This is a genomic window from Streptomyces maremycinicus (assembly GCF_001184025.1).
Taxonomy (GTDB): Bacteria; Actinomycetota; Actinomycetes; order Streptomycetales; family Streptomycetaceae; genus Streptomyces; species Streptomyces maremycinicus.
Genome location: NZ_BBYG01000010.1, coordinates 275,920 through 302,463, shown reverse-complemented (window position 1 = coordinate 302,463; position 26,544 = coordinate 275,920). Strand labels below are relative to the sequence as shown.

Annotated in this window: 20 protein-coding genes; 10 read left to right on the top strand and 10 right to left on the bottom strand. The window is 73.4% G+C overall.

From position 1 onward, the window contains the following. Positions 1-2 precede the first annotated feature (2 nt). On the bottom strand, positions 3-1,550 hold the full coding sequence (locus tag AOQ37_RS08930) for a M1 family metallopeptidase (RefSeq protein ID WP_062642996.1): 1,548 nt from the start codon (positions 1,548-1,550) through the stop codon (positions 3-5). A 220-nt stretch (positions 1,551-1,770) separates the two neighbouring features. On the opposite strand from AOQ37_RS08930, the gene AOQ37_RS08925 reads away from it, so the two are divergent. Next, positions 1,771-3,990, top strand: coding sequence for an NADP-dependent isocitrate dehydrogenase (locus tag AOQ37_RS08925; protein WP_062642994.1), 2,220 nt, complete (start codon positions 1,771-1,773; stop codon positions 3,988-3,990). Between the two features lie 166 nt (positions 3,991-4,156). Continuing rightward, the gene (locus AOQ37_RS08920) at positions 4,157-4,957 is read left to right on the top strand and encodes an N-formylglutamate amidohydrolase (RefSeq protein ID WP_062642992.1); all 801 of its coding nucleotides are present in this window, start codon (positions 4,157-4,159) and stop codon (positions 4,955-4,957) included. Between the two features lie 195 nt (positions 4,958-5,152). On the opposite strand, the gene AOQ37_RS08915 is transcribed toward AOQ37_RS08920, so the two are convergent. The 3 genes from AOQ37_RS08915 to AOQ37_RS08905 all read right to left on the bottom strand — a co-directional run bounded on the left by AOQ37_RS08915 (position 5,153) and on the right by AOQ37_RS08905 (position 7,738). Beyond that, positions 5,153-5,668 carry a hypothetical protein gene (locus AOQ37_RS08915; protein WP_062643577.1) on the bottom strand — a complete coding sequence of 172 codons (516 nt, stop codon included), beginning with the start codon at positions 5,666-5,668 and terminating at the stop codon, positions 5,153-5,155. 5 nt (positions 5,669-5,673) lie between these two features. Beyond that, entirely contained in the window at positions 5,674-6,249 is a 576-nt protein-coding gene (locus AOQ37_RS08910) for an RNA polymerase sigma factor (RefSeq protein ID WP_020127476.1), read from the bottom strand. 70 nt (positions 6,250-6,319) lie between these two features. Beyond that, entirely contained in the window at positions 6,320-7,738 is a 1,419-nt protein-coding gene (locus tag AOQ37_RS08905) for a S8/S53 family peptidase (RefSeq protein ID WP_062642990.1), read from the bottom strand. A 247-nt stretch (positions 7,739-7,985) separates the two neighbouring features. Here AOQ37_RS08905 and AOQ37_RS08900 point away from each other — a divergent pair, with 247 nt between their 5' ends. Next, positions 7,986-10,565, top strand: coding sequence for a CHAT domain-containing protein (locus tag AOQ37_RS08900; RefSeq protein WP_062643573.1), 2,580 nt, complete (start codon positions 7,986-7,988; stop codon positions 10,563-10,565). Positions 10,566-10,586: 21 nt separating this feature from the next. Here the strand turns inward: AOQ37_RS08900 and AOQ37_RS08895 are convergent, their stop codons facing one another. Beyond that, positions 10,587-12,557: a LuxR family transcriptional regulator AbsR2 gene (locus AOQ37_RS08895; protein ID WP_062642988.1), complete on the bottom strand. Its 1,971-nt coding sequence runs from the start codon at positions 12,555-12,557 to the stop codon at positions 10,587-10,589. A gap of 96 nt (positions 12,558-12,653) precedes the next feature. Here AOQ37_RS08895 and absR1 point away from each other — a divergent pair, with 96 nt between their 5' ends. Both absR1 and AOQ37_RS08885 read left to right on the top strand, forming a co-directional pair. Continuing rightward, on the top strand, positions 12,654-13,739 hold the full coding sequence (gene absR1 / locus AOQ37_RS08890) for a beta-glucuronidase AbsR1 (protein ID WP_062642986.1): 1,086 nt from the start codon (positions 12,654-12,656) through the stop codon (positions 13,737-13,739). Positions 13,740-13,944: 205 nt separating this feature from the next. Further along, positions 13,945-15,402 (top strand): MFS transporter, encoded by a 1,458-nt coding sequence (locus AOQ37_RS08885; protein WP_062642985.1) that lies wholly within the window; start codon positions 13,945-13,947, stop codon positions 15,400-15,402. A gap of 16 nt (positions 15,403-15,418) precedes the next feature. Here AOQ37_RS08885 and AOQ37_RS08880 read toward each other — a convergent pair whose 3' ends face one another. After that, positions 15,419-16,390, bottom strand: a complete 972-nt coding sequence (locus tag AOQ37_RS08880; protein WP_267888005.1) for a sulfurtransferase — start codon at positions 16,388-16,390, stop codon at positions 15,419-15,421. Between the two features lie 431 nt (positions 16,391-16,821). Here AOQ37_RS08880 and AOQ37_RS08875 point away from each other — a divergent pair, with 431 nt between their 5' ends. The 5 genes from AOQ37_RS08875 to AOQ37_RS08855 all read left to right on the top strand — a co-directional run bounded on the left by AOQ37_RS08875 (position 16,822) and on the right by AOQ37_RS08855 (position 21,574). Then, complete coding sequence (locus tag AOQ37_RS08875; RefSeq protein WP_062642983.1) at positions 16,822-17,745, top strand: ABC transporter substrate-binding protein; 924 nt, start codon at positions 16,822-16,824, stop codon at positions 17,743-17,745. Between the two features lie 130 nt (positions 17,746-17,875). Next, the gene (locus AOQ37_RS08870) at positions 17,876-18,928 is read left to right on the top strand and encodes an ABC transporter substrate-binding protein (RefSeq protein ID WP_062642981.1); all 1,053 of its coding nucleotides are present in this window, start codon (positions 17,876-17,878) and stop codon (positions 18,926-18,928) included. Continuing rightward, on the top strand, positions 18,925-19,695 hold the full coding sequence (locus AOQ37_RS08865; protein ID WP_062642979.1) for an ABC transporter permease: 771 nt from the start codon (positions 18,925-18,927) through the stop codon (positions 19,693-19,695). The genes AOQ37_RS08870 and AOQ37_RS08865 overlap by 4 nt, the downstream gene beginning before the upstream one ends. Then, positions 19,692-20,465: an ABC transporter ATP-binding protein gene (locus AOQ37_RS08860; protein ID WP_062642977.1), complete on the top strand. Its 774-nt coding sequence runs from the start codon at positions 19,692-19,694 to the stop codon at positions 20,463-20,465. The genes AOQ37_RS08865 and AOQ37_RS08860 overlap by 4 nt, the downstream gene beginning before the upstream one ends. Further along, on the top strand, positions 20,462-21,574 hold the full coding sequence (locus AOQ37_RS08855; protein WP_062642975.1) for a phosphotransferase enzyme family protein: 1,113 nt from the start codon (positions 20,462-20,464) through the stop codon (positions 21,572-21,574). Before AOQ37_RS08860 ends, AOQ37_RS08855 begins: the two co-directional genes overlap by 4 nt. Positions 21,575-21,664: 90 nt before the next feature. Here the strand turns inward: AOQ37_RS08855 and AOQ37_RS08850 are convergent, their stop codons facing one another. The 4 genes from AOQ37_RS08850 to AOQ37_RS08835 are packed head-to-tail and all read right to left on the bottom strand — an operon-like array spanning position 21,665 to position 26,492. Further along, positions 21,665-22,813 carry an LLM class flavin-dependent oxidoreductase gene (locus tag AOQ37_RS08850; protein WP_062642973.1) on the bottom strand — a complete coding sequence of 383 codons (1,149 nt, stop codon included), beginning with the start codon at positions 22,811-22,813 and terminating at the stop codon, positions 21,665-21,667. Beyond that, positions 22,806-23,897 (bottom strand): LLM class flavin-dependent oxidoreductase, encoded by a 1,092-nt coding sequence (locus tag AOQ37_RS08845; RefSeq protein WP_062642972.1) that lies wholly within the window; start codon positions 23,895-23,897, stop codon positions 22,806-22,808. The genes AOQ37_RS08850 and AOQ37_RS08845 overlap by 8 nt, the downstream gene beginning before the upstream one ends. After that, positions 23,894-25,270: an NtaA/DmoA family FMN-dependent monooxygenase gene (locus tag AOQ37_RS08840; RefSeq protein ID WP_062642970.1), complete on the bottom strand. Its 1,377-nt coding sequence runs from the start codon at positions 25,268-25,270 to the stop codon at positions 23,894-23,896. The genes AOQ37_RS08845 and AOQ37_RS08840 overlap by 4 nt, the downstream gene beginning before the upstream one ends. 19 nt (positions 25,271-25,289) lie before the next feature. Continuing rightward, on the bottom strand, positions 25,290-26,492 hold the full coding sequence (locus tag AOQ37_RS08835) for an LLM class flavin-dependent oxidoreductase (protein WP_062643571.1): 1,203 nt from the start codon (positions 26,490-26,492) through the stop codon (positions 25,290-25,292). Positions 26,493-26,544: the final 52 nt, after the last annotated feature.

Genomic DNA, 26,544 nt, shown 5'->3' with positions numbered 1-26,544 from the left:
GGTCAGAGCGTGGCCGAGTTCTCGTGCCGACGCGCGCCCGTCCGCCGGGGCGGGGCCGTGAGCAGGGACGTCACGGGGGTGACCGTCCAGTCCGGATGGCCGGGCATCCTCGGTGTCGTCGTGCCGTACAGCCAGTCGCGCAGGAAGCCGGACACGTCCTGCCCGCACGTGTGCGAGGCGACGGCGATGTAGTCCTCCGTCGACGCCGAGGAGTCGCGGTGGCGGGCCAGGAAGGCCCGCTCGACCTCGTGGAAGGCGTCCTCGCCGATGAGTTGCCGCAGCGCGTACAGGACGAGGACGCCGCCCAGGTAGCGCTGGCTGTCGAACAGGTTGACCGCGTTCGGCGCGGCGACCGGGCCGGACGTCCTGCGCCACTGGTCGCCGCGCGCGTAGGTGTCCTTCATCCGGGCCTCGAAGCTGGTCAGGCCCAGCGAGTCCGGCCAGCCCCGCTCGTAGCGGTAGAGCAGTCCGTAGAAGTCGGCGTGGCCCTCGTTCAGCCACAGGTCGGCCCAGTCGGCGGGGCTGACGCTGTTGCCGAAGTAGGAGTGGACCAGCTCGTGCATCATGTGCGAGCCGATCTTCGGCTCCGCCTGGAGCAGGTAGTTCGGCTTGTACAGGGTGAGGGTCTGGGTCTCCAGGCCGGTGAAGTCGAAGGCGTTCGGGTCGTCGGTGTCGCACGGCAGCAGGCCGTACGTCTCGAAGGGGTAGGCGCCCAGCCGTGCCTCCAGCCACTCGACCAGGCCCGGGGTGAGCGCGAGGGCGGGCTCCAGGGCCTCGGCGCGCGCGGCCGGGACGACGTCGCGCAGCGGCAGTCCGTGCGGTCCCGGGCGCTCCTTCACCACGAGGTCGCCGACGGCGATCTGCACCAGCTCGGTGGCGATCGGCGAACGGGAGCGGTAGGTGTACGCGGTCCGGTCGCCGGACAGGGTCTCGGTGCACACGAGCGTGCCGCTCGCGACGGCCCGCAGGGCGGCGGGGACGGTGACGCGGAAGGTGAAGTCCGCCTTGTCGGACGGATGGTCGTTGCACGGGAAGACGGTGTGCGCCGAGTCCGGCTGGGGACAGATCGCGAACCCGTCCGCCGTCGGGACCCACGCGGTGTGCGCGAGCGCCCGGCGCGGGTCCGCCGTATAGGTCACGCTCACGCTGACCCGCTCCCGGGCGGGCAGCGGGCGGGCGGGGGTGATCCTGAGCTTCTCGTCCACCTGTTCGAAGGCGGCCTCGCGGCCCTCCACGCGGACCGCGCGTATGTCCAGGCCCAGCGCGTCGAGGGAGAGACGGGTGAGCGCCTGGGTGGTACGCAGCTGCAGGGTCGCCGTGGCGTCGACCAGGGCGGTCGAGGCGTCGTAGGAGAAGTCGAGGTGGTAGGCGCCGACGCGGTAGCCGTCGTTGCCGAGCGCCGGGAAGACGCGGTCGCCGAGGGTCTCGGACCCCGGCGCGTCACCGGATCCGCCGGCCGGATCCGCGTACGCCGTGTGCCCTCCTGCCAGAACTGCCGCCGTGCCGATCAGCGCGGCCGCCGGGGCCGTCACTCTGCTGCGATATCTCATGGTCCGCTTTCACCGGGGCGGCCGGGAGTCGGTCCGGCCGCCGGACGAGGTCGACGATCTACCTCCCCGACCACGGGAACGGCCGCTTCGGTTGCCCGGGAGGAACATCCCCGACATCCCGGGGTGCCGGGAAGGGTGTGAGGAGACCCCTGTCGAGCCGACGCCGGTCACGAGATATCTTGATGTCGAGCAATGTTGCAGACGTGGAGCGGAGCACCCGGTGACTGACTCGACCATCATCTATACGCACACTGACGAGGCCCCGGCCCTGGCGACGTATTCCTTCCTGCCGGTGGTCCAGGCGTACGCCTCGCAGGCGGGTGTCGCCGTCCAGACGCGGGACATCTCGCTGGCCGGGCGGATCATCGCCGTGTTCCCGGAGTACCTGACCGAGGACCAGCGGATCCCGGACGCGCTGAGCGAGCTCGGTGAGCTGGCCAAGACGCCCGAGGCCAACATCATCAAGCTGCCGAACATCTCGGCGTCGATCCCGCAGCTCAAGGCCGCGATCGCCGAGCTCCAGGCGCAGGGCTACGCGCTGCCGGCCTACCCGGACGACCCGAAGACCGACGAGGAGCGGGACATCCAGGCCCGCTACGACAAGGTCAAGGGCTCCGCGGTGAACCCGGTCCTGCGCGAGGGCAACTCCGACCGCCGCGCCCCCGCGTCGGTCAAGAACTACGCGAAGACCCACCCGCACCGCATGGGCGCCTGGTCCGCGGAGTCCAAGACCAACGTCGCCACCATGGGCGTGGACGACTTCCGCTCCACCGAGAAGTCGGTCGTGATCTCCGAGGCCGGTTCCCTGCGGATCGAGCTGGTCGGCGACGACGGCTCCACCAAGGTGCTGCGCGAGTCGGTACCGGTCCTCGAGGGCGAGGTCGTCGACGCCTCCGTCCTGCACGTCGCGCCGCTGCGCGAGTTCCTCACCGCCCAGATCGCCCGGGCCAAGGCCGAGGGTGTGCTGTTCTCCGTGCACCTCAAGGCCACGATGATGAAGGTCTCCGACCCGATCATCTTCGGTCACGTGGTGCGCGCCTTCTTCCCGAAGACCTTCGCGCGGTACGGCCAGGCGCTCGCCGCGGCCGGCCTGACCCCGAACGACGGTCTGGGCGGCATCTACAAGGGCCTGGAGTCCCTGCCGGAGGGCGCCGAGATCAAGGCCTCCTTCGACGCCGAGCTCGCCGAGGGCCCGGCGCTGGCCATGGTCGACTCCGACAAGGGCATCACCAACCTGCACGTGCCGTCCGACGTGATCGTCGACGCCTCGATGCCGGCCATGATCCGCACCTCCGGCCACATGTGGGGCCCGGACGGCCAGGAGGCCGACACCCTCGCGGTGCTGCCGGACTCCTCGTACGCCGGCGTCTACCAGGCCGTGCTCGACGACTGCCGCGCCAACGGCGCCTACGACCCGTCGACCATGGGCTCCGTCCCGAACGTCGGCCTCATGGCGCAGAAGGCCGAGGAGTACGGCAGCCACGACAAGACCTTCGAGATCCCGACCACCGGCACGGTCCGCCTCGTCGACCAGGCCGGCAACGCGCTGATCGAGCAGACGGTGTCCGCCGGCGACATCTTCCGCGCCTGCCAGACCAAGGACGCGCCGATCAAGGACTGGGTGAAGCTCGCCGTCACCCGCGCCCGCGCCACCGGCAGCCCGGCCGTGTTCTGGCTGGACGAGACCCGCGCCCACGACGCCAACCTGATCGCCAAGGTCAACGCGTACCTGCCGGAGCACGACACCGAGGGCCTGGACATCCGGATCCTCGCGCCGGTCGAGGCCACCAAGCTGTCGGTGGAGCGCATCCGCCGCGGCGAGGACACCATCTCCGTCACCGGCAACGTCCTGCGTGACTACCTGACCGACCTGTTCCCGATCCTGGAGCTGGGCACCAGCGCCAAGATGCTGTCGGTCGTCCCGCTGATGGCGGGCGGCGGTCTGTTCGAGACGGGCGCCGGCGGCTCCGCGCCGAAGCACGTCCAGCAGCTGGTCCGGGAGAACTACCTGCGCTGGGACTCCCTGGGCGAGTTCTTCGCGCTCGTGCCGTCCTTCGAGCAGTACGCCGAGTTCACGGGCAACACCCGGGCCAAGGTCCTCGCCGACACGCTCGACCGCGCCACGGCGACCTTCCTGAACGAGGACAAGTCCCCGACCCGTCGCGTCGGCGGCATCGACAACCGCGGCAGCCACTTCTTCCTGTCCCTGTACTGGGCGCAGGAGCTGGCCGCGCAGACCGACGACGCGGACCTGGCGAAGGCCTTCGCCCCGCTCGCCGAGACCCTCGCGGCGAACGAGCAGACCATCGTCGACGAGCTGAACGCCGTCCAGGGCAAGCCCGCCGACATCGGCGGCTACTACCAGCCCGACCCGGCGAAGGCGGCGGCGTACATGCGGCCGTCGGTCACCTGGAACGAGGCCCTGGCCTCCCTGGGCTGACGCACCGGAACACCCACCTCCGCCCCGGCCGGGTCCTTCCCGGCCGGGGCGGCCGTGTGTCGGCGGGGCCGCCCTCAGGTCGGCGGAGCCGTACCGGTCGCCGGGACGGGCCGATATGGCATCTTGATCACGCGCACGCCACCGACAACCCTCCGGGAGCAGCCCCATGACCCCTGCCGCAGCGCCGTTCTCCTTCCTGCCCGGTGCCGCCGGCTCGCCGGTGATCCTCCATGTGCCGCACTCGGCGCGGGAGATACCGGCCGAGGTGCGGGCGGGTATCGTGCTGGACGACGGGGCGCTGGAGCGGGAGCTGGACCACATCACCGACGCGCACACCGCGGAGATCGCCGAGGCCGCGGCGCGGCTGGCGGAGGTGACGCCGTGGCGGTTCGTGAACCGGCTGTCGCGGCTGGTCGTCGATCCGGAGCGGTTCCCGGACGAGCGCGAGGAGATGCGGGCCGTCGGTATGGGGGCGGTGTACACGCGGACCACGCACCGCGAGGTGCTCCGGCCGCGGGAGACCGATCCCGGGCCGCTCGTCGAACGCTGGTTCCGGCCGTACGCGCAGGCGATGACCGACGCCGTCGCCGAACGGCTCGCGGCGGTCGGACGGGCCGTGATCGTCGATGTGCACTCCTACCCCACCGAGCCGCTCCCCTACGAACTGCACGGCGAGGGACCGCGGCCGCCGGTGTGCCTCGGCACCGACGCCTTCCACACCCCGCCCGGGCTGCTCGCGGCCGCGCGGCGGGCGTTCGGGGAGGCGGTGGGGGAGACCGGGCTCGACAGCCCGTTCGCCGGGACCTACGTGCCCCTGGAGCACTACGGGAAGGAGCCGCGGGTGAGCGCCCTGATGGTGGAGATCCGGCGGGACACGTACATGACCGAGCCGGGCGGACCGGCCGGACCGGGACTCACCCGCCTCGCCTCGGCGCTCGCGGCGCTCGTGGACGCCGTGTCCGGCTGACCCCCGGCCCGCACCGAGCGGCAGCGGGGCGGGTGCCGCCGCCGCTGTCGGTGCCGCCGCCGCTGTCGGTCCCGCCTTCGCTGTCGGTGGACGACAGGACCGAGGCGGACAGCGCGTCGCCCTGCCGCCCCCTCCCCCGCCGACCGACCACCGTGCCGGCCGGCCGCCGACGGTCACATCGGCGGGGTGACGGGGTCAGGCGCGCAGCCACTCCGTCACGACCACCTCCGCGGCGGTCCGCAGCCGCAGCGCGAACGGGCCGCCCGGAGGGGTGGCGCAGGCGAACCGGCCCATGTCGTCGGCGGTGAGCGAGGCGCCCGCCCCGGGGCCGCGCAGCACCTCGATCGAGGCCGACTGGGGCGGCAGCAGCTGACCCATCAGCCCCTCGTCGGTCACCTCGACGTCGACCGTCAGTCCTCCGGTGTGGAAGGTCAGCATCCGCGGTACGTCCACCGCTCCGCGCACCGGGATGGCGTCGACCAGTGAGTCGAAGGTCAGCTCCGCGATGCGCGCGTCCAGGTCGTGCAGCGTGTAGGCCTCGATGGCGGCCCGCCGCAGCTCGGCGGGGACCGGGTCCAGGATGGCGGCGGCCTGGCGCAGTTCCTCCTCCAGCCGGTCGTGGTCGAACTCCTCGTCGACGAAGGGGACTTCACCGAAGAAGTCGTCCGGCTCGTCGTCGTTCGTTCCGTTCCTTCCGTTCCTGCCGTTCATGCCGTTCACAGAGCTCCCCGTGCGTCGAGTCGGGCGCGCAGACGGCGCAGACATCGCTGGCGCATCGGACCGATGCTGCCGACGGCGATGCCCAGGGCGGCCGACACCTCCTGGTAACTGGGCGGTGGCGAGGCGATCAGGACCCGCAGCAGCTGCCGGCAGCGCTCGCCGAGCGCCTCGAACTCCTGCCACAGGAAGCGCACCCGCTCGCTCTGCGCGGCGGCTTCCTCCGAGTCGAGGACCGACTGCTCGGGAGTCAGGTCCTCGCTGGCCCGGTCGAGCAGCAGCGGATCGTCGGTCGGGGTGAGCCGCCTCAGGCTCTTGATCACTTTCAGGCACTCGTTGCGCGCGGTGCTCGCGAGCCACGAACCGGCCTTGTGCGGCTCGCGGATCCGCCCGAGATGCTGGGCGAAGCGGAACCATACCGTCTGGTACACCTCGTGCCCGTCGGCGTCGGAGAGCCGGTGTGCGCGCACGACCGACCACACCAAGGGGCTCAGCCCGTCCACCAGCGCTTTCCAGGCCGCCGTGTCGCCGTCGACGGCGGACTGGACGAGCGCGCCGACATCAGTACGGTCCACGGCCCCACCCCTCGTGTACGGCCTGTCATCGTACGCCGTGGCGGGGCCCCTCTCGGACGTCATGCCGCCCTCACGCCGGACCGACCCCGGCCGGCTGCCAGGTGGGCGGAAGCAGTGCCGGCACCCGTGTCCCCCGCACCTCCGCGAACTCGGAACCGGCGGCGAGGAGTCGGCGTGCGGCCTCGCGGGGATCGGTCAGCCCTCGCGCGGTCATGTGAGCCGCGACCAGCCCGGCCACCAGCGGCGTCGCGAAGGACGTGCCGCTCCAGGAGGCCAGCCCCTCGAACATCACCTGGTCCGGCTTGCCCGGCGCGACCGCCTGCGCCTCGCTCAGCACGCCGGTGTGGCGCGGGGAGCGGCAGGTGCAGGAGTAGGTGGAACCGTAGCGGCAGGTCTCGTAGGTGGAGTGCTGGTAGACGTACGGGACGGGGGTGTCGAAACCGGTGAGGGCGCTGGTGAGCCGCTCGCCGGGGGCGTAGACCTTCACCCAGGGGCCGTGGTTGCTGAAGCAGGCGCCGAACGCGCCGTCCCCGCGCAACGCGCCCACCGACAGCACCGCGTCGGCGTACTCGGGCAGCGAGGCGTAGGCGGCGGGCCAGAAGTGGGACGCGCTGCCGTTGTTGCCGGCGGCGGCGACCAACAGGGTTCCCTGCGCCTGGAGTTCCTCCATGAACGCCGCCACCCCGAGCAGCCCGTCCACCCGGCCGTTGGAGGTGCCCGCGGAGAGACTGATGATGTCGGGCCAGCCGTCCTGCACGGCGTCGAAGAGCCGCTCGCCGAACTCGGACTCCAGGATCGCGCCGGCGTCGTTGAGGGTGCCGCGCACGGTGACGTCGGTGTTCGGCGCGACGGCCGCGACGAGTCCGGCGATGAACGTGCCGTGGCCCACGTACTGCTGGAGGATGCCGTCCTCGTCCGTCTCCCGGACCTGGGCGTCGCCCTCGGTGCGGGCCAGCAGCGGGTAGGAGCGGTAGTCATGGGTCAGGCCGGTGTCGACGACGAGCACGCCGACGGCGTCCGCGCCCTCGACGGCCGGTACCGCGCCGGGGTTGGGCGGGGCGGTGGGCGGGGCGGGCACCGGTTCGTCGCCGGGGCAGGCGTTGACGGCGATCGACACCAGGTGGTTGCGGCTGACCATGCGGCGCCCGGCCCGGCCCTCGGTCTCCCGCAGCGCGCGCAGCGCCCCGGCGACGGTGTGGTCGCCCACCCGGCCGCCCTCCTCGGGGTCGCCGACCCGGATGCGGGTGATGCCCGAGCGGTTGGTCTCCGGGCCCGCCCGGCGCACATGGTCCGGGACCAGGCCCTCGGTCGCGGTGAAGTGCGAGCGGACGGCGTCCTCGACGACCCGGGCCTCCTCGCCGTCGCGTGCGAGGACGACGCCCTTCTCGTAGATGAACTCGGCGGATTCGTCCGGCCCCATCGCCAACGGGACGTCAGGCAGCGAACGTTGGAGGTGGTCGAACTGCTCGTGGAATCGCTGTGGTGCCATGGCGTGTCCTCCCCTGTGCCGGTGGTCGACAGCAAGACCCGCGGGACGGCCGTCTGATACAGGTGGTGCGACGGCGGATCGGGGTGGTGCGGTTGCGCCCGCGCGCCCCCTTTCGCCGCCGAGTCCGTTGACACGACGTCCAATTGTTACTGGTGGATACAGTGCCGAACCGGTGTGGCGTACAGGCCGGAGCACTACCATCCGTGGAGTGACAGCGGGAAACGACTCGGTTCTCGAACTGCTGCCGATGGTGTTCGCCGCCCCGGGCGACGCGTTGTCGCGGGCGCGGGGAGTGCTGGGCACCGATCCGACGCCGTTGCACGCCTCGGTCGCCCACCAGGTGATCGGCATCTGGCAGCGGGACTGGGGCGACATGCGTCTCGCCCTGGATCATCTGCGACGGGCCCGGGACCTCGCGGCGCGCGCGGACTCGGCCGAGCGGGAGGCGGACGTCCTCGGCACGCTCGGCGTGGCGCTGGTGCACGCGGGCCGCACCCGGCAGGGCCTCGCCGCCTTCGAGCGGGGGGTCGAGCGCGGCAGCGGCCACACCCGGGCGCGCGTGCTGTACCGGCGGGCCTACTCGTTGTGGGTCCTCGGCCATCACCGCGAGGCCCTGGAGGACGTACGCCGGACGATCCCCGTGCTGCGTCAGGCCGACGACGTCATCTGGACGGCGCGCGCGCTGACCCTGCGCGCCACCGTGCATCTGGCCCTCGGGGCGGTGGACCGGGCGGAGGCGGATTTCACCGCGGCCGAGGCGCTGTGGGAGACCACCGGCCAGGAGCACGACAAGGCGGACGCGGTGGAGAGCCGCGGGCTGGCCGCCTTCCGCTCCGGGGACGTGCCGGCCGCGCTGCGGCTCCTCGACGAGGCGGAGGAGCGGTACGCGAAGCTCGGCACGCCGACGTTCATGCTCAACATCCGCCGCTGCGAGGTCCTGATGGCGGCCGGTCTCGCGCCGGAGGCACTGGCCGAGGCGGACGCGGCGACCGGGGTGCTGGACGGCATCGGCGGGCAGTCCACCCGTAAGGCGGAGCTGCTGCTCACGGCCGCGCGGGCGGCACGTCTCGCGGGTGATCCGGGGACGGCCATCGCGCGCGCGGCGCTGGCCGAACGGCTCTTCGCGGGGCAGCGGCGCACCTGGTGGGAGACCCATGCCCGACTGGTGCTGATCGAGGCGCGGGTCGCCACCGGACGCGGCTCGGGGCGGCTGGTCGCGGACGCCGCCAGGCTCGCCGAACGGCTGGCCGCCTTCCAGGCGCCGGCCGCACCGGAGGCCTGGCTGCTGGCGGGCCGGATCGCGCTGGACCTGAACTGGACCACGGACGCCGAACGGTACCTCCAGATCGCGGCCCGCAGCCGGCGCAGCGGGCCGCCGCTGGCACGGATGACGGGCTGGGCGGCGCAGGCGCTGTGGGCGCGGGCCACCGGTTCGGGCCGGGGCGTGCTGGAGGCCTGCCGGCGCGGGCTGGACGTCCTCGACGACCACCGGACGACGCTGGGCGCCTCGGAGCTGCGGGCCCGGGCCACCGCGCAGGGCGCCGAGCTGGCCGCGCTGGCCCAGGAGGTCAGTCTGGAGCGGGGCGGGCCACGGCGGTTGCTGGTGTGGAGCGAGCGGTGGCGGGCCACGGCGCTGTCCACGCCGCCCACCCGGCCACCGGCCGATCCGGCGCTGCTGAGCGGGCTGACCGCCTTCCGGGTGATCGCCGCCCGCGCGGAGGCCGCCCGGATGGACGGGCGGCCGGTCCCGACGCTCGAGCGGGAACAGCGGCGCCTGGAGCGGGAGATCCGTTCCCGGACCCTGCACATCCGCGGGGTCACGCCCTACGGCGGCGACCGGTTCGGCGGGGACCGCTTCGACCCGGGCCGGCTGCTGGAGCGGCTCGGCGACGGGCGGCTGGTCGAACTGGCCGTACTGGACGGGCGGGTCCAGGTGCTGCTGTGCGGGGGCGGCCGGGTGCGCCGGTTCGCGGGCGGGCTGCTGGCCGAGGCCGAGCGGGAGGCCGAGCACGTACAGGCGGGGCTGCGGCGGCTGGCCCACCCCGGCGCGGAGGGCCGGCTGCCGGTGGTGGAGGCGGCGGGGCGGAAGCTGGAGGAACTGCTGCTCGGCGAGGCGGCGAGGCATCTGGGTCCGGGTCCGCTGGTGGTGGTGCCGCCGGCCCGGCTGCACCGGGTGCCGTGGGCGCTGCTGCCGTCGCTGCGGGAACGGGTGGTCAGTGTGTCGCCGTCGGCCAGCGGCTGGTTGCGCGCGCGGGAGACCGAACCGCCGCCGGGCGGGCGGCAGGTGCTCGTGCGGGGTCCGGGGCTGGCGAGCTGCGGGGCGGAGGTGCCGGAGGTCGCCGGGCGGTACGGCAGACCCATCGTGCTGGAGCAGGACGACGCCCATGTCTCACGTGTGCTCCAGGAGTTGGACGGCGCGGCCCTGGCGCACATCGCCGCGCACGGCGTGTTCCGCGGCGACAGCCCGATGTTCTCGTCGCTGCGGATGGCGGACGGGCCGCTGATCGTCCACGACTTCGAGCGGCTCGCCCGCAGCCCGTACCGGATCATCCTGTCCAGCTGCGACACCGCCCGGTTGGCCTCCGTCGGCGCGGACGAACTCCTGGGCCTGGTCACGGCGTTGCTGCCGCTGGGCACGGCGGGTGTGGTGGCGAGCAGCGCCCCGGTCAACGACGCGGCGGTCGTCCCGCTGATGCTGGCCCTGCACAAGGGCATCAGCGCGGGCCTCTCGCTGGGCGAGTCCCTGCGCGACGCCCGTGCCGCGCTGCCCGACGACGCGCTGCACCAGGCGACGGGGTGGGCGTTCACGGCGTTCGGCGCGGCGTGAGCCGGGGCGGGCTCTGCCTGTTCAGGCCGGCTGCTCGAGCAGCCACGGAAGGGCGTCGCGGTCGCCGGCGCCGAGCCGGGTGTAGGCGCCGTAGAGGTGGTTGCCGACGGTCCGCACGGACAGGGTGAGGCGTTCGGCGATCTGCCGGTTGCTGAGACCGGCCGCGGCGAGGGTGACGATCTGCCGCTGGCGTGCGGTGAGTTCACCCAGGACCAACCCGGACAGCGCGGGGGTGCGGGCGCCCTGGCAGCGCCGGGCCAGGGCCACGGCGCGCGTACGGGCGGTGCGGGCCGCTCCGGCGTCCCGGTGGACGCGTACGGCCTGCGCGTACGCCTCGGCCGCGAACAGCAGGAACCCGCGCTCCTCCAGTTCGGCGGCCACCCTGTCCAGCGCGGGCCCGTCCCCCCGGGCCAGCGCCCGGGCATGCCGGGCGAGACAGCCGTCGAGGGGCAGCACCCGCACCGCGTGCCGGGGAGCACCGAGACGAACGGCGTCATAGGCGCTCCAGGGGTCGGCTGCGTGGGGGCCGTGGGGCGCGGGGGCCGCGTGGGGCTCCGGGGCCGCGTAGGTGTCGTGGGCCGCGTGGGGATCACCAGGGCCGGGGCCGGGGGCACTCCCACCCCCGATGACGGCGACGGACTCCTCGACGGCCTGTAAGGCCGTGTCGAGGTCTCCGCGGGCGGCCGGGGGCCAGGCCGCGGTGGCGGGGTGCTCGGCGAGGAGGTCGACGGAGGTGCCTGTCTCGCCCGACTGGGCAGCGGCCAGGGCGAGTTCGGTGCGGCAGGCGTGGTCCTGCGGCGCGGCCGCCAGGCCCTCCCTCGCCCAGGCCGCCGCCTCGCGCAGTTCTCCCCGCAGCCGTGAGAACCGCGCGCGGACGGCGGCGTACCACGGCGGTACGGGTTCCCCCTCGGCGACGAGCCAGTCCCCCACGGGCGTGGGCGTAGTCCGGACGTCGGTCCGCTCGATGCGGCGGGTCAGCCCGGCCGCCTCGGCCCGGAGGGCGGACGCGGTGGAGCGTCGTCGCCCGGTGAGGCGTCTCGCGCGCAACCGGCCTGCCTCGGCGCGCAGGACCGGTCCGTGCAGGGGGTGGGCCAGCCGGACGGTCGGATCGGCGTCGGCATCGATATCCGCGTCCGCGTCCGCGTCGGCGTCGACCACGAGGAGGCCGTCCGCCTCCAGGCGTTCGAGGATCCGCAGGTCCAGTGTGTCGGCCGGCGGTGACAGCGGTTCGGCGAAGGCGAGCCGGTCGAGGATCTCGCGTTCGTCGGGGCAGGCACGGGCGAGCGCGGCGGCCGCGCGTTCGCGCAGCGCCGGGGTCACCGGGACGCGGCCGCGCCAGGTCAGCTCGTCGGTGTCCGCGTCCCTGGTCAGCGAGCCCTGTTCGAGCAGCGCGTCCAGCAGGTCGCGCAGAAGACGCAGGTCGCCCGCGCACAGCCGGTGCAGGCGGTTGACGGTGAGCGGGTCGAGGCAGCCGCCGGCTCCCGCACCGACGAGGTGGGCGGTCTCCTCGCGGGGCAGGGGCTCCAGGACGAGCCGGGGCAGCAGTTCGCCGGTCCACAGCCGGGAGACCGCGCCCGGCGGGCGTGCCCCGTCCGTGACCAGGACGAGCAGACGGGTCCTGCCCCGCACGGCCAGCTGGTGGAGCAGGGCGGCGGAGGCGTCGTCGAGCAGGTGCGCGTCGTCGACCAGCAACTGCTTCGTCCCGGAGAGGAGTTGTACCGCCCTGTGCAGGGTGACACCCTCGGGGAGCAGATGGGCGAAGGCGGCGAACGGCAGGTCGCCGGTCCCCGGGGTGCCGGCCACCCTGGCGCAGTCGGTGCCCCGGATCGCCTCCATGGCCAGCCGGGTGCGGCCGCAGCCCGCCGGTCCGCTGATCACGATTCCGGGCCTGCCCACCGCCAAGGAGCGGCGGACGACTTCCAGTTCCTCGTCCCGGCCGGTGAACGGCCACGGCAGTCGCAGGGTCCCGGCTTGCGGTTCGCTCGTCGTCACCTCAAGGAGAGTCGGCGTACTCACATCTGATACAGGGCGACTTGAGTAGCCCCCGACTCAGGCGGGCCGGCGGACCCGCACGGCAACCTGGTGCCCATGACCGCCCGTTACTGCTCGCTCGCCCAGCAGTCCGCCCCCGCGTTCGCGCCGGGGCTGGCCGTCGAGCGGCTCGGCGCGCTGATGAGCGGGCGGCGGATGTGGGTCAACGGCACGGTGCTGCACTATTGCTTCCTCGACGGCGACAACGACGGCTCGGTCATCGCCCTGCCGGGTTCCGGCGGGACGCGCTGGGTGTCGTGGGTCGGTGGTGAGGACCAGCGGGAGGTCGTGCGGGACTGCTTCCGCGAGTGGCGGGAGCTGGGCATCGGGGTGTCCTTCGCCGAGGTCGCCGACCGCTCAGAGGCGGAACTGCGCATCGGGTTCCAGCCGGGCGACGGCTCCTGGTCGGCGGTGGGCCGGGACGCGCTGTCGGCCGGTCTCAACGAGCGCACCATGAACTTCGGCTGGGACCTGACCGCGCCCGGGGAGCGCGCGACGGCCCTGCACGAGATCGGACACGCGCTCGGCATGCAGCACGAGCACCAGAGCCCGTTCGCCGGCCTGCACTGGGACGACGAGGCCGTGTACGCCGATCTCGCGGGCCCGCCCAACCACTGGAGCCGGGACAGGACCTGGTTCAACGTCCTGCGCAAGCTGGACCCGGCCGAGGTGAACGGGTCGGTCTGGGACCCGCAGTCCGTCATGGAGTACCCCTTCTCGGCGGGCCTGATCCTGGAACCGGAGCAGTTCCGCGGGGGTGTGCAGCCGTCCGGCGGACTGTCGCCGCTGGACAAGGAGTTCGTCCTCGGCTGGTACCCGCCGCCCGGCAGCGCGCGGCCGCCGGCGCTGGTTCCGTTCCGTTCGGTGCCGCTGTCGCTGGCGCCGGGTGAACAGGTCGACTTCACCGTCGAGCCGCGTGAGACCCGCGAGTACACCTTCGCCACCTTCGGTGAGAGCGACTCCATGGTCGTGGTGTTCGAGGAGCGGCACGGGGAGCCGCGCTTCCTCGCCGGGCAGGACGACGGCGGCACCGCGCACAACGCCTCGATCAGGGTCCGGCTCGTCAGGGACCGCCGCTACTTCCTCCGGGTACGCCTGTACTCGGGCTGGGGTTCCGGCGAGACGGCGGTCATGTGCTGGTGAGCCGAGCGGCCGCCCGCACCCCACGGTCCGGCGCCGGGGGAAGCGCCGGGGACGCGTCTCCTTCGGGGGAGGGAGGCGCGTCCCCGGCCACACCCGGTCCCCGCTTCGCGGGTCCTCGAGGACGGTCCGACCGGCGTGTTTCCATCATGCGAACAGGCCGCCCGGGACGGCGACAGGAGCGTCCGGCCGGTGTGAACATGACGGCATGCTTCCGGGAGACGATCGCGCGGCCCGGCGGATACTGACGGTCTGTCTGGCGGCCGGGGCGACGACCCTGCTGGACCAGTCGGTCCTCAACATCGCCGTGCCCGCGCTGCGCCAGTCACTGTCCGCCGAGGCCACGGACGTCCAGTGGATCGTCTCCGGCTACTCGCTGGCCTTCGGACTGGCCCTGGTGCCGGGCGGCAGCCTGGGTGACGTACGCGGCCGCAAACACCTGTTCCTCGTCGGCCTCTCGACGTTCGTCCTGTGCGGTCTGGTCGCCGCCACCGGCGGTCACCCGGTCACGGTGGTCGTGGCCCGGCTGGTGCAGGGGGCGGGCGCCGGACTGGTCAACTCCCAGGTGATCGGCACCCTCCAGGACGTCTTCCACGGCCTGGACCGGGCCCGCGCCCTCGGCCTGTACGCGGTCACCGGCGGGGTCGCGGCGGCGCTGGGTCCGGCGCTCGGCGGGGCACTGGTCGCGCTGTGCGGTCCCGGGACGGGCTGGCGGCTGTGTCTGCTGCTGAGCGCGCCGTGCGGAGCGGTCACCCTCTGGCTGGCGGCCCGTCGGCTGCCGCCGCCCCGGCGGGTCGCGGCGCCCGGCCGTCTCGACCTGTGGGGACTGGTGTGCGTGGCGGCACTGACGCTGTCGCTGATGCTGCCGTTCATCAGGACGCCGGACAGCGGCGGCGCGGTCGCGCTCTGGGTGGCGGCGGCGCTGGTCGCGGCGGGCGCGCTGGTCCTCGGCCAGTGGTGGCGGGTCCGGCGCGGGCGGGTGCCGCTGGTGCACCCGGCGCTGATCCGTTCGGCGCCGTACACGCTGGGCACGTGGGTGGCGATGGTGAACTTCGGCTCGGCCCTGGCGGCCGGGCTGGTGCTGACGCTGTTCCTCCAGAGCGGGCTCGGTCTCCCGGCGCTCACCACGGCGGCCGTGACGCTCCCTTCGGCGGTCGCGATGGGGGTGTCGTCGGCGGTCGCCTGGCGGGTGGTGCGGCGGATCGGCGCCCATACCGTGACCCTCGGTCTGGCCGTGGGCGTCCTCGCCCTGCTGGGCGGCGCGCTGGCGGCGGTGACACTGCCGCTCGCCGCGCTGCCGTTCGTGCTGGCGGCGGTCCAGGTGGCCGCGGGGGCCGCGGGGGGCCTGACCGTGTCGCCCAACCAGGCGCGTGTCCTCCAGCACGCCCCGGCCGAGGCGGCCGGGGTGGCGGGCGGCATCCTCCAGATGACCCAGCGGATCGCGGCGGCCGTGTGCCTCAGCGCGGTGTCCGGGATCTACCTGCGGGGTGCGGCCGGGGCGGAGGGCGCACCGAGGACGGCGTTCGCGGTCGCGACGGTGGTCTGCGCGGGCCTGCTCGCGGCGGCCCTGCCGGTGAGCGCGGCGCTGGCGCGCGTTCCGTCCGGTGCGCGGCGGGTGCGGGGCCGGGCGGGGACCGCGGACCGTACGTCGAGCGGGGCGCCGTAGCCCGTCGGCGGGTCGGTCACGCTCCCGGGCTGGACCGGTCCGCGCCTCCCGCGCCTCCCGCGCCGCCCGAGCCGCTCGTGCCGCCCGAGCCGCTCGTTCCTCCCGAGCCGCCCGTCTCCAGCGGTCGCGCCGGGTCCTTCGACCACTCCTCCAGGGAACCGTCGTAGAGGGACACGTCCTCGCGCCCGAGGAGGGTGAGGGCGAGGGCCACCCCGGCGGCCGAGACCCCGCCGCCGCAGTACAGGACGACCGGGGTGTCGGTGGGGTCGAGCCCGGCGCCGACCCGCGCGGCGAGGTCGGCCGCGGGCAGCAGGCGCCCTTCGGCGTCCAGGAGTTCGCGACCGGGAAGACTGCGGCTCCCGGGGATGTGTCCGCGGCGGCTGTACCGGGTGGGGACCGAGCCGTCGAAGCCGCCCGCGGGCAGCGCGCAGACCAGCGTGCCGGGCCGCTCGCCACGGCTGATTGCCTCCACTTCGTGGACATCCGTCCACACTCCGGGACGCGGCACCGGGGTCACGGGCGTCACCTCGGGAACCGGCACCGGGCCGTCGCCGGAGGCGAGCGGCCGTCCCGCGGACTCCCAGGCCGCCAGGCCCCCGTCGAGCACGGCGGCCGGCACCGAGATCGCCCGCAGCATCCACCACAGCCGGGCCGCCCAGATCCCGCCGCCGGTGTCGTACACGACCACCGCGCTCCCCTCCCCCACGCCGACCCGGGCGAGGGCCCCGGCCAGCGCCTCGGGGCCCGGCGCCGTGAAGTGGCAGGAGGCGGCGGGATCGGTGAAGTCCCCGGTCAGGTCGGCGTGCCGGGACCCGGGGAGGTGCCGTCGCAGCCATCCCTCGTGGCCGCTCGCACAGCGATGGTCACCGTCGTGGCGGGGCGAGGGAAACAGCACCGTGGCATCGAGGACGACCAGCCGGGGGTCGTCGAGCCGGGCGGCCAGCCAGGTGTCGTCGACGAGGGGGCCGGGCAGCGGGGAGGTGGTCATGGCGGCCGATGGTACGCCGGTGAGCTGGGCGTCTTGCCCACTGATCAGCGTCGTCTCATATTTCGGATCACGGTTGCGCGAGGACCGTCGGCTGCCGTTATGGTTTCGGCCATCTACGCGGGAGCCCCTCCCCGGACGGGCTGAGAGGGCGTCTGGGATCCGTTCGTCGAACGCGGTCCCCATGGGGACGCCGACCGCACGAAACGCGCCCCGGCGCCCCGCGTAGGAGTTCACGTGTCCGCAGCAGTAGAGCCGAAGCCTTCGGTGGCCTCCACCCCGGCGTCCGGCTCCTGTTGTTGTCGCCCGCACGGCTGCCGCGGCTGCCGCTGTCGCCGGTCCGTCTGACCGCGCACCGCCCCGCACCGCACGCTCCCCCCTCTCTCCCCTCGCCGTTCTTCCGCGCTCAGGCGCGCCGCCTTCGGAGTTCCCTCATGCCGCACATCCGGGTCATGCTCGACTATTTCCACCCCTGGCCCAATTCCGCCGGTTTCTATGTGGCCCGTGCCCGTCAGTGGTTCGCGCGGGCCGGGCTGGACGTGGAACTCGTGGTCCAGGATCCGGGACGCGGCGACACCCTGGAGTACCTGGCGCGCGGCGAGGTGGACTTCGGTGTCTTCCCGCCCAACCGGCTGCTGGCCCGGCGGGCCGCGCACGGCCAGCCGCTGATCGCCGTGGCCGCCGTCAACCACCGGGGCCTGGAGGCGATCCAGACCACCGCGTCCACCGGGATCACCCGCCCCCGTGAGCTCGCCGGCCGGCGCGTCGCCCTGAACCCGACCCCGCGCGGCCTGGCCATGGTCCGCCATCTGGTGGCGGCCGACGGCGGCGACCCGGACGCGGTGGTCACGATCGACGCGGGGACACGCGAACTGACCGTCGACGACATCGAGGCCGGCGAGGCCGACGCCACCTTCGGCACCTACTGGTCCTGGGACGCGCTGCGCGGCGACCTCCCCGAGGAGCGGCGCGTGACCTGGCCGGTCGACGAGATCGGGGCGCCCCGCTACCACAGCTACCTGCTGGGCGCGCACGAGCGCCTGCTGACCGAACAGCCGTCCCTGGTAAGGGACTTCCTCGCCGTCACGGCCCGGGGTTACGCGGCGGCGGCGCAGGACCCCGAGCGGACGCTGGAGCTGCTGGAGGGGGTCATCCCGTACTTCCCGCGCCCGCTGATAGCCCGTTCCCTCGCCCTGGTCGCGCCCACCTGGACGGACCCGGAAGGCCGCTGGGGAGTGATCGACCCGACGCGCACCGGCCCGTACGCGCACTGGCTCGCTGAGCACGGCGCCCTCGCGCACGACCGGGACTGGGACCGCTCCTTCACCAACGCGCTGCTGCCGGCCGTGACCGCGTGAGCGTCCTGTCCTGCCAGGCGCGGGGGCTGACCCGGCGGCTGGCCGTCGACTTCAAGCGGGTGGACAGCGCGCTGTGTCGGGCGTGACCGCGCCGACGCCCCGCCCTCCCCTCGCCCCCGAAGGAACCCTCATGCACCGCCGTACCGCCCTGTCCGTCATAGCCGCGTCGGCCGTCCTCGCCGCCACCGGCTGCTCGGCGGACCCCTCGGCCGACGCCTCCGCCCAGGACGGCACCACGACCGTCACCCTCGCCCTGGACTGGACCCCGAACACCAACCACACCGGCATCTATGTCGCCCGGCAGAAGGGCTGGTTCAAGGCGGCCGGCATCGATCTGAAGATCGTGCCCTATGGTTCGACCGCGCCCGAGACGCTGATCGCGAGCCACCAGGCCGACTTCGGGATCTCCTACCAGGAAGGTGTCACCACGGCGCGCGCCGCCGGACAGGACATCACCTCGGTCTACGCCGTCACCCAGAAGACGAACGTCACCATCGCGGTGCGCGCAGGACGCACGGACATCACGTCCCCCAAGGACCTGGACGGCGAGACGTACGCCGGTTTCGGCGCGCCCTACGAGAAGCCGCTCCTCCAGAAGGTGATCCGCAACGCGGGCGGCGAGGGCGACTTCAAGCAGGTCACCCTCAGCACCTCGGCGTACGCGGCGCTCTACGCGGGCAAGGCGGACTTCGCGATGCCGATGCCGACCTGGGAGGGACTGGAGGCGGAACTGAGCGGCAAGCCGCTGAAGAACTTCCAGCTCTCCGACTACGGCTTCCCGGCGATCTACTCGACGCTGCTCGCGTCCTCCGATCGGTTCCTCAAGAAGAACCCGGCGCTCGCGAAGAAGTTCCTGGCCGCCGTCGACAAGGGGTACCGGTACGCGGCCGACCACCCCGACCAGGCCGCGCGGCTCCTCGTCGACGCCAACAAGAGCGTGCTCACCAACACGGAACTGGTCCGAAAGAGCGAGGAGTTGCTCGCCGAGGAGTACTACCGGGCCGCCGACGGCACGATCGGCACCCAGAGCGAGGAACGCTGGCAGGCCTTCGCCGACTTCGAGTACCGGGCGGGGCTGCTCAGCGACGCGAACGGCCGCAAGCTGACCGAGGCCCCGGACGCCTCGTCGTTCTTCACCAACGCCTATCTGCCGGCCTCGAAGGACGCCGGGAGCGCCGAGTGAGGTCGGTGCTGCGGTCGTCGTGGCCGCCGTTGCTGGTGCTGGCCGTCGTGGTGGGCGGCTGGCAGCTGTACGTGACCGCCGCGGGCGTCGATCCGACGATGCTGCCGTCACCGGCGCGGGTGGTGGAGCAGGGCTGGGCCAGCCGCGCGGACCTGTGGGCGCAGACCGTGCCCACGCTCCAGGAGACCCTGCTCGGCTTCGCGCTGTCGTTCACGGCGGCCTGGCTGGTAGCCGTGCTGCTGGACTTCTCGGCGGCGGCCCGCCGGGGCCTGTATCCGCTCCTGGTCGCCTCGCAGACCGTCCCGATCGTCGCCGTGGCGCCCCTGCTCATCATCTGGTTCGGTTTCGGCCTGCTGCCGAAGATGCTGGTGGTGACGCTGACGACGTTCTTCCCGCTGGCCGCCAACCTGGCCGCGGGGTTCGCCGCGACCGACCGGGAGGCGATGCGGCTGCTGCGCTCGCTGGGGGCCGGCCGGCTGCGGACGTTCCGGCTGGTGCGGGTGCCGAGCGCGATGCCGTACTTCTTCGCCGGGCTGCGGGTGAGCATCACCTACGCCGTCGTCGGCGCGGTGTTCGCGGAGTACGCGGGCGCGGAGGCCGGGCTCGGGATCTATATGCAGGCACAGAAGAGCGCGTTCCGCACGGACCTGGTGTTCGCGGCGGTGGGCGTGACGGCGGCGCTGAGCATCGCGCTGTTCGGGGCGGCCTGTCTGCTTCAGCGGCTGGTACTGCCGTGGGAGCGGGCGCAGCGGGAGGAGAGGTCATGAGCAGTCTGCTCATCGAGGGGGTGGGCAAGTCCTTCGGCTCGCTGGAGGTCCTGCGGGATCTCGAACTGGTCGTGGAGCCCGGCGAGTTCGCGGCCGTGATCGGCCCGAGCGGCAGTGGCAAGAGCACGCTGTTCAACCTCGTCTCGGGGCTCGACCGGCCGACGTCCGGCCGGGTGCTGGTGGAGGGCGAGCCGGCCGGGGTGGCGTCCGGCAAGGTCGCCTACATGCCGCAGAAGGACCTGCTGTTCCCGTGGCGGACCGTGCTGGACAACACCGCACTCGGCCTGGAGGCGCAGGGGGTGCGCAGGAAGGAGGCCCGGGCGCGGGCCGACGCGCTGTTCGCCGACTTCGGGCTCGACGGCTTCCAGAAGGCGTATCCCTCGCAGCTCAGCGGCGGGATGCGGCAGCGGGCCGCGCTGCTGCGCACAGTCGTCCTGGGACGTCCGGTGCTGCTGCTGGACGAGCCGTTCGGGGCGCTGGACTCGCTGACCCGCACCGAGATGCAGCTGTGGCTGGCGCAGATGTGGCAACGCCACCGGTGGACGGTGCTGCTGGTCACCCACGACATCCGCGAGGCGGTGCTGCTCGCGGACACCGTGCACGTCCTGTCCCCGCGCCCGGCCACCGTCGTCGCCCGGGTTCAGGTGCCGCCGGACCGCTCGCGCGGGGTGGAGGACTTCACCGCGCCCGGGTTCGCGGCCACCGAGCGCCGGGTCCTGGAGGCGTTGCGCGGCACACCGGCGGTGCGGGCGGGGGTGGGTGAGGGATGAGTGCGCATCTGGCCCACGGCCTGGGCACCGAGCCGGTCGAGCCCGACTGGGCGCCGCTGACCGACGGCGAGGTGACGGAGGTCGTCGGGGCGGGCGCCCGGGTGGTGTGGCGCAGCCCGCGCCCGCTGTCGGCGGCGGCCGTGGTCGAACGCGGCGGACAGCGGCTGTTCGTGAAACGGCACCACATCGGTGTGCGCTCCCCGGAGGGACTGGCGGAGGAGCACGCCTTCCTGCGGCATCTGCGGGAGCACGGCGCGCCGGTGGTGGAGGTGCTGCACACGGCGGCGCGCGGCACGTGGACGTACGAGGTGCACTCGACCGGCGCCGGGCAGGACCTGTACCGGGACGCGCTGTCCTGGTCGCCCTTCCGCTCCCGCGCGCACGCCACGGCGGCGGGCGAGGCGCTGGCCCGGCTCCACCTGGCGGCACGGGGGTTCGACGCGCCGCGGCGTCGGGTGCAGCCGCTCGTCGCCTCGTTCACGGTGTTCGCCGCGCAGGACGCCTGGGGCGCGCTGGAACGGTTCCTGGAGGAGCGGCCCCAACTGGCCTCGGGGATGCGGCGGTTCCCTTGGCGTGAGGACGTCCGGCGGGTGCTGCTGCCGCTGCACGAGAGGCTCGCACCGCGGCTGGCCGGTCTGGAGCCCCTGTGGACCCACAACGACTGGCACGCCTCCAACCTGCTGTGGGGCGACGACGGACAGGTCCGTACCGTCCTGGACTTCGGCATGAGCGACCGCACCACTGCCGTGCACGACCTGGCCACGGCGATCGAACGCAACACCGTGCAGTGGCTGCGTCCCGGCCGGCCGGTCAGGGCGGAGGACGTGACCGCGCTCATCGACGGCTACCGGTCCGTACGCCCGCTGACGCCCGCCGAATCGGCCGCGCTGCCCGAGCTGCTGCCGCTGGTGCACGCCGAGTTCGCACTGTCCGAGCTGGGCTACTTCCACGGTGTCACCCGGTCCGCGGAGAACACCCGGCTGGCGTACGAGTACTGCGTGGGGCACGCCGAGTGGTTCGCCGGGGACGACGGCGCACGACTGCTGGACGTCGTGGCCCACGCCGTCGGGGTGGAGCGGCGAGGAGCCCGGGTGGGCACCCGGCGGTAGGCGACGGAGGCGCCGCCGTCGGCGCGGCCGTGGGGTCGGCCGCGCCGGGGCGAGCTCGGACGGGTGGTCCGCCGGGGAGACTTCGCTGGGTCAGTTCACCCGGCCGGTGTGGCCTCTGCGGCGCCACTCCTCGGCGAGGAGTTCGTAGGAGCGGACGCGGTCCGTGTGGTCGTGGGTGATGGTGGTGACGAGCAGCTCGTCGGCCCCGGTGGCCTCCTGGAGCTGTTCGAGGTGGTCGGCGACGCGGGCCGGGGAACCGACGAACTGGGTGTCGATCCGGTCCTGGACGAGCGCCCGGTCCTCGTCGGTCCAGACGTGGGCGCGTGCTTCGTCCGGGGTCGGGAACGGGATCGCGCCCTCGGCGGTGCGGATGCTGCGCACCCACGGTCCGTAGCCGGTGGCGAGTTCGCGGGCACGGGCGTCGTCCTCGGCGACGACGACGTCGGCGGAGACGCTGACATAGGGCGCGTCGAGGGAGGCGGAGGGCTTGAAGGCGGCGCGGTAGCCGGCCACCGCCTCCAGCACGGTCGCCGGGCTGACGTGGTAGTTCGCGGCGAAGCGCAGGCCCCGGGCGCCCGCGACCTCGGCGCTCTGGCCGCCGCTGCTGCCCAGGATCCACACGTCGACGGCGGCGCCCTCGCCCGGCACGACATGTGCCTCGACGCCCTCCGGGGAGCGGTAGGTACCGGCCAGCAGAGCAAGGACGTCGTCGATCTGCTCGGCGTAGTCCTGCGAGGTGGCGCCCGGCAGCAGGAGGAGTCCGCGCTGGAGGGCGATCCGCGGTGAGCCGAGGAGGCGTTCGAAGGAGAAGGGGCGCGGGATCAGCAGACCGTTCGGGGCACGGCCGTCGACGACCGGGGCGGTCGTGGGCGGCGGGCCCGTCCGGTTCCCCGACGGACGCCCGCCCGAGCGCCCGAGGCCCAGGTCGAGACGGCCGGGGTGCAGCGCGTCGATCAGACCGAACTCCTCCACCGTGGACAGGGCGGTGCGGTGTCCGAGCTGTACGGCGCCGGAGCCCAGCCGGATGGTGGAGGTGGCGGCCGCGGTCAGGGCCAGGACGACGGCCGGGGAGGTGCCCGCGACACCGGGGTTGAGATGGTGTTCGGCGAACCAGTAGCGGGCGTAGCCGAGGCGTTCGGTGTGCCGGGCCAGATCGATGGAGTTGCGCAGGGCGTCGGCGGCCGTGGAACCCGAGGAGACCGGGACCAGGTCGAGCACGCCGAGGGGGATGTCAGACATGGGCCGGCTCCTCGGAGGCAGCGGGTGCGGGAAGCACCGGTCCCCAGGCGAACGGGGGGTCCGGCAGGTCCTTGCGCAGCACGGACGCCACCTCCGACTGGAACAGCTCCAGCGAGTCGCGGTGCCGGGTCTCGGTGAGGCCGCTCGCGTCGGCCTGCACGTGCAGCACGGTGTGGCCGAACCGCTCGTGGTAGCGGTGCACCTTGTCGATGACCTGCTGCGGGCTGCCGACCAGGGCGGAGCTGCGTTCGACGAAGTCCTCCAGCGTCTCGAAGACGACGGGCAGCCCGGCCTGTCTCTGGAACGCGAGCGTGCTCTCGAAGACCGGCCGGTAGACCTCGACGGCCTCCTGGGAGGTGCGCGCCACGTACAGTCCCGCCGAACCGGCGCCCACCGCCAGGGCGCCCGGGTCGTGACCGTAGTGCTCCCAGCGCTCCCGGTAGTACCGGACCAGCTCGGCATAGGGCTCGACGGGGTGGGTGACGTTCGCCGAGAACAACGGGTCGCCGTAGCGGGCGGCCAGGTCGACGGACTCCTTGCTGGTGGCGCTGCCGTGCCAGACCCGGACGGGCCGCTGGTACGGCCGGGGCCAGACCTCCGCGTCCGTCAGCTCCGGCCGGAAACGGGTGGCCGCGGTGACCTTGTCCCGGCGCCAGATCTGTCGGAACACCTCGTAGCTCTCGGCGTTGCGCTCCCACTGGTCGTCGGGCGTGACCCGGAACAGCTCGCGCTGGGCGGCGCCGTTGCCCTTGCCGATGATCAGCTCCAGGCGGCCGTCCGAGAGGTGGTCGAGGGTGGCGTAGTCCTCGTAGGCGCGGACCGGGTCGAGGAGGCTGAGCGTCGTCACCGCGGTGAAGAGGCGGATCCGGCGGGTGAGGGCGGCGATGTGGCTGAGCACGACCGGTGGCGAGGAGGAGATGAACGGCCGCTCGTGCCGCTCCCCCACGCCGAAGCCGTCGAAGCCGAGTTCCTCGGCGAGCAGGGCGTTGTCGAGCACCTCGCGGAAGCGGTCCCGGGTCGGCTTGAGGACGCCGGTGACCGGGTCCGGTCGGTGCACGATCAGGGTGATGGCGAGGAACTTCACGAGGCGACCCGCTCGGTGCCGCCCGTCTCGTCCGGGTGGGCGAGGCCGAGGTGGTCCCTGAGGGTGGTGCCCTCGTACTCGGTGCGGAAGACGCCCTGTTCCTGAAGGAGCGGGACGACCTGGTCGGCGAACGCGTCGAGGCCGCCGGGGGTGATGTGCGGGACGAGGATGAAGCCGTCGGCGGCGTCGGCCTGCACGTACTCGTTGATCGTGTTGGCGACGGTCTCGGGGGAGCCGATGAAGTTCTGCCGGTTGCCGGTCTCGATGACCAGGTCCCGGATCGACCAGTTGTTGGCCTCCGCGAGCGCGCGCCACTCGCGGGCCGTGGCCAGCGGGTCGCGGTACATGCGGACCTGGGCGCGGCCGCGCGCGATGTGGTTCTCGCCGAGATCGGGGTCGATGTCGGGCAGGGGGCCTTCCGGGTCGTAGCCGGACAGGTCCCGGTTCCAGACGAACTCCAGGTGCTTGAGGGCGGTGGCGCCGCTGACCTGGCTGCGGCGCACCTCCTTGGCGATCTCCGCGGCCTCGGCGTCGGTGTCGCCCAGGACGAAGCTCGCGGCCGGCAGGATCAGCAGCTGGTCGGCGCGTCGGCCGTACTTGGCGAGGCGTGACTTGACGTCGGTGTAGAAGGCCTGGCCGGATTCGAGGGCCGCGTACCGGCTGAAGATCGCGTCGGCGGACGAGGCCGCGAACTCACGGCCCTCGTCGGAGTCCCCGGCCTGGAAGATCACCGGACGGCCCTGGGGACTGCGCGGGACGTTGAACCGGCCCTGGATGTCGAACTGGCGGCCCTCGTGGACGAAGGCACCGGCCTTGGCGTCCTGGAGGAAGGTGCCGGTGCTCCGGTCGGCGACGATCTCGTCGCCCTGCCAGGAGTCGAAGAGCTCGCCGGTGGTGGCGAGGAACTCCTTGGCGCGCGCGTAGCGCTCCTCCTGCGGGAGGTAGCCGCCACGGCGGAAGTTCTCGCCGGTGAAGGCGTCCCAGGAGGTGACGACGTTCCACGCGGAGCGGCCGTCGGAGAGGTGGTCGAGGCTGGCGAACTGGCGGGCCACCTCGTAGGGCTCGTTGAAGGTGGAGTTGATGGTGCCGGTCAGCCCGAGTCGCTCGGTGACGGCGGCGAGGGCGGCGAGGATCGTGAAGGTGTCGGGACGGCCGACCACGTCCAGGTCGTAGATCTTGCCGCCCTGTTCGCGCAGGCGCAGCCCCTCGGCGAGGAAGAGGAAGTCGAACTTCGCGCGTTCGGCGGTCCGCGCGAAGTGGGCGAAGGAGCTGAACTCGATATGGCTGCCGGCCCGCGGGTCGCTCCACACGGTGGTGTTGTTGACGCCGGGGAAGTGCGCGGCGAGGTGTATCTGCTTCTGGGGCTTGCTCATGGTGGGGTCTCCCTCCCGCTCAGACGGCGGCGTAGCGGTTGGCGGGGCGGGGCAGGCCGAGCAGCCCGCGCAGGGTGTCGGCCTCGTAGGCGCGGCGGAAGGCGCCGCGGCGCTGGAGTTCGGGGACGAGGCCGCGGGTGATGGCGGGCAGGTCGTGGCCGGCGACGGCGGGGCGCAGCCGGAACCCGGTCAGCCCGGACGCCTGGAAGTCCTGGAGCAGATCGGCGAGTTGGGCGGGCGAGCCGGCGAAGACGCGGGCGTCGCTGCGGTACTCCTCGCCGGCCAGGGCGTCGAGGCGGTCGCGCCGGGCGGCGGCCTCGGCCGGTTCGTCGTCCAGGAAGACCACCAGGTCCGCGAAGAGATGCAGCGGCTCGGCGGCCCGTCCGGCCCGCTCCTGTTCGGCGCGGACCTCGGCGATGATCGCACGGGCCTGGCCGGTGTCGTGCGGGGTGACGTATCCGACGTCGGTGGAGCGGGCCAGCAGGCGGTAGGGGACGGTGTCGTGGGCGAGGGCGGTGACCAGGGGCTGGCCCTGCGGCGGGCGCGGGGTGATGGAGGGCCCCTTGACGCTGAAGTGGCGGCCCTCGAAGTCGATGTAGTGGAGCTTGTCGCGGTCGACGAAACGGCCCGTCGCCACGTCCCGGATCTCCGCGTCGTCCTCCCAGCTGTCCCAGAGGCGGCGCACGACCTCGACGTAGTCGGCGGCCTCGTCGAACAGCTCGGTCACCAGCTCCTGGGTGGCGGGGGCGTGGTAGTCCTCGATCCGGGGGATCGTGCGCCGGCCGAAGTGGGCGGCCTCGCTGGGGCGGGCGGTGACCTGCACACGCAGTCCGGCGCGGCCGGTGCTCACGTAGTCGAGGGTGGCGATCGCCTTGGAGAGGTGGAACGGCTCGGTGTGCGTGGCCACCACGGTCGGCACCAGGCCTATGTGGTGGGTGAGCGGGGCGACGCGGGAGGCGACGAGGACCGCGTCGAGCCGGCCGCGCACCTGGTCGGTGCGGTCGTCCGGGTCGAGGAAGTGGGAGGACTGCGGGCCGAGGCCGTCCTCGATCGTCACGAAGTCGAGCAGTCCGCGCTCGGCCTCGGCGACCAGGTCGGCCCAGTATCCGGCGGTGAACAGCTCACGGGGTCGGGCGACGGGCTCACGCCAGGAGGCGGGATGCCAGCCGGTGCCGTCCAGAGCGACGGCGAGGTGCAGCGGGGAGGAGGGGCTCGCGGACAAGAGGGTGCCTTCCTGGAGGTCCGTACGGATGCGCCGGCCCACGCGCGGGGCC